This window comes from Pseudomonas sp. NPDC087615 (genome assembly GCF_044743445.1).
GTDB classification, from domain to species: domain Bacteria; phylum Pseudomonadota; class Gammaproteobacteria; order Pseudomonadales; family Pseudomonadaceae; genus Aquipseudomonas; species Aquipseudomonas baetica_A.
The window spans coordinates 1-3,433 of record NZ_JBIUWM010000113.1 but is presented as its reverse complement, the minus strand read 5'-3'; the positions used below and the strand labels follow the sequence as shown (position 1 = coordinate 3,433).

Genomic DNA, 3,433 nt, shown 5'->3' with positions numbered 1-3,433 from the left:
TATCTCCGGAGCCACATCCGGCAAGGGCTCAGGCGCGTATTGCAGCGCAATTTGCAGGACCTCGTCAATCCATTTAACCGGTTTAATCTGCAGATCCTGCTTGATATTGTCAGGAATCTCCTTCAGATCGCGCACATTCTCTTCCGGAATAATCACAATCTTGATTCCGCCGCGGTGCGCCGCAAGCAGTTTTTCCTTCAGACCACCAATGGCCAGCACTTGACCACGCAAAGTGATTTCGCCGGTCATGGCGACATCAGCGCGCACCGGAATGCCGGTCAAGGCCGAAACCAATGCCGTGCACATGCCTACACCCGCGCTCGGTCCATCTTTCGGGGTCGCCCCTTCCGGCATGTGGATGTGTGTGTCGCGCTTCTCGTGGAAGTCCAAAGGAATGCCTAGACTCTTCGCACGGCTGCGCACCACGGTCAGGGCAGCAGTGATCGATTCGACCATTACATCGCCCAGCGAACCAGTCTTGATCAACTGGCCTTTACCTGGCACAACAGCGGCTTCAATGGTTAGCAATTCGCCCCCCACCTGAGTCCAGGCAAGGCCAGTAACCTGACCGATCTGATCCTGCTGCTCGGCCAGACCGTAGCGGAATTTGCGCACACCGAGGAAGTGTTCCAGCAAGTCTGCTGTCACTTTCACCGAGAAGCGTTTTTCCATCGCGTGCTCTTTAACGGCCTTGCGGCAGACCTTGGCGATCTGACGTTCAAGGCCACGCACACCGGCTTCACGGGTGTAGTAGCGGATGATGTCGCGGATCGCCTCTTCGTCGAATTCCAGCTCGCCTTTCTTCAGACCATTGGCAGTGATCTGCTTTGGCGACAGGTATTTGACCGCAATGTTGATCTTCTCGTCTTCGGTGTAGCCCGGCAGACGGATGACTTCCATCCGGTCCAGCAGCGCCGGCGGGATGTTCATCGAGTTGGAGGTGCACAGGAACATCACATCCGAGAGGTCGTAATCGACTTCCAGATAGTGGTCGTTGAAGTTGTGGTTCTGCTCGGGATCGAGCACTTCCAGCAACGCCGATGCTGGATCGCCACGCATGTCGCTGCCCATTTTGTCGATTTCATCGAGCAGGAAGAGCGGGTTACGGACGCCTACCTTTGTCATCTTTTGAATCAATCTTCCGGGCATCGAACCGATGTAAGTCCGGCGGTGACCTCGAATTTCCGCTTCATCACGCACGCCACCCAAGGCCATGCGGACGAATTTACGGTTTGTGGCGTGGGCAATCGACTCCGCCAGCGAAGTTTTACCCACGCCTGGAGGACCGACCAGGCACAACACCGGGCCACGGATTTTCTTCACGCGTTTTTGTACGGCGAGGTATTCAAGGATGCGCTCCTTGACCTCTTCGAGACCGTAGTGATCAGCATCGAGAATGTCTTCTGCGCGAGCAAGGTCCAGGCGCACTTTGCTCTGGGCCTTCCACGGCACCTGCACCAACCAGTCGATGTACGATCGCACCACAGTGGCCTCTGCGGACATCGGCGACATTTGCTTGAGCTTGTTCAACTCGGCAGTGGCTTTGGCCAAGGCGTCTTTCGGCAGACCGGCAGCGTCGATGCGCTTTTTCAGGTCTTCGATTTCGTTGTGGCCTTCGTCGCTGTCGCCGAGTTCCTTCTGAATGGCCTTCATCTGCTCATTCAGGTAGTACTCACGCTGACTGCGCTCCATCTGCTTTTTAACGCGACCGCGAATGCGTTTTTCGACTTGCAGCAGGTCAATCTCGGCGTCCAGCAACGCCAAGACGTGCTCAACCCGGGCCGACAAATCGATGATTTCGAGGATTTCCTGCTTCTGCTCGATTTTCAGCGCCATGTGGGCGGCCATGGTATCGACCAGACGGCCCGGTTCTTCGATGCTGTTGAGCGACGACAGGACTTCCGCGGGGACTTTTTTGCCCAACTGCACATATTGTTCGAACTGAGACAGCAGTGTACGCACGAACACTTCGGACTCGCGCTCGGCAGCGTCGACTTCTTCAATCAAGGAGACTTCGGCACGACAGTGGCCGTCGACTTCGCTGAAGCGCTCAACGGTACCGCGCTGCTCACCCTCGACCAGAACCTTGACGGTGCCGTCAGGCAGCTTGAGCAGCTGTAGAACAGTGGCAATGGTACCTACGCGATAGAGAGCGTCTTCACCGGGATCATCATCAGCCGGGTTTCTCTGGGCCAGCAGCAAAATCTGCTTGTCGCCCGTCATCGCTGCCTCGAGGGCTTCGATGGATTTCTCGCGCCCCACGAACAGCGGGATAACCATGTGCGGATAAACGACGACATCACGCAATGGCAGGAGAGGCAATTCGATGGTTGTCTTCATGATTTCGCCTCTACGGCGGCCATATGGCCGTAATCAGATGGAATTAAGCTTGAAACCAAGATGGGGGCTGCCTTGAAAAAAAACAAGCGCAAAGCGGATGTAAAAAACGACTAAAAAAAAAGAGGCCCGAAGGCCCCTTCTTTGTTCCGGCAGCGTAGACGCTTAAGCGTCCGGTGCTGCCTTGGCAGTCGGCTCACTGTTCTCGTAGATATACAGTGGCTTGGACTTGCCTTCGATCACACTCTCATCGATGACGACTTTGCTCACCTCGGACTGCGAGGGGATTTCGTACATCGTATCAAGCAGCACACCTTCGAGAATCGAACGCAGGCCACGGGCACCGGTTTTACGTTCCAGGGCACGCTTGGCGACCGATTTCAGCGCGTCGGAGCGGAACTCCAGATCCACGCCTTCCATCTCGAACAGCTTTGCATACTGCTTGGTCAGAGCGTTTTTCGGCTCGGTGAGGATCTGCATCAGCGCAGCCTCGTCCAGCTCGTCCAGTGTCGCAAGGACTGGCAGACGACCGACGAATTCCGGGATCAGACCGAACTTGACCAGATCGTCAGGCTCGACTTCACGCAGGGACTCGCCGACTTTCTTGCCCTCTTCCTTGCTGCGAACTTCTGCATTGAAACCGATGCCACCTTTGGTGGAACGATTCTGGATAACCTTCTCGAGACCCGAGAACGCACCACCGCAGATGAACAAAATGTTACGGGTGTCGACCTGCAGGAATTCCTGCTGCGGGTGCTTGCGGCCACCTTGCGGCGGTACGGAAGCGACCGTGCCTTCGATCAACTTGAGCAAGGCCTGCTGCACGCCTTCACCGGAAACGTCCCGGGTGATCGACGGGTTGTCGGACTTGCGGGAAATCTTGTCGATTTCGTCGATATAGACAATACCCATCTGGGCCTTCTCTACGTCGTAATCACACTTCTGCAGCAGCTTCTGAATGATGTTCTCGACATCTTCACCTACGTAACCCGCCTCGGTGAGGGTGGTTGCGTCAGCGATGGTGAACGGAACGTTCAGCAAGCGGGCCAGTGTTTCGGCCAGCAGGGTTTTACCAGAGCCTGTCGGGCCGATCAGC

The 3,433-nt window shown here is 56.1% G+C and carries 2 protein-coding genes; both read right to left on the bottom strand.

Translation table 11 applies throughout. The annotated features are described in order from the left end of the window. On the bottom strand, positions 1 to 2,340 hold a 2,340-nt coding region (gene lon / locus ACIOU6_RS27545; RefSeq protein WP_401139879.1), incomplete at its 3' end, for an endopeptidase La. 162 nt (positions 2,341 to 2,502) lie between these two features. Next, a partial coding sequence (clpX, locus tag ACIOU6_RS27540; protein WP_401139877.1) for an ATP-dependent Clp protease ATP-binding subunit ClpX occupies positions 2,503 to 3,433 on the bottom strand: 931 nt, incomplete at its 5' end.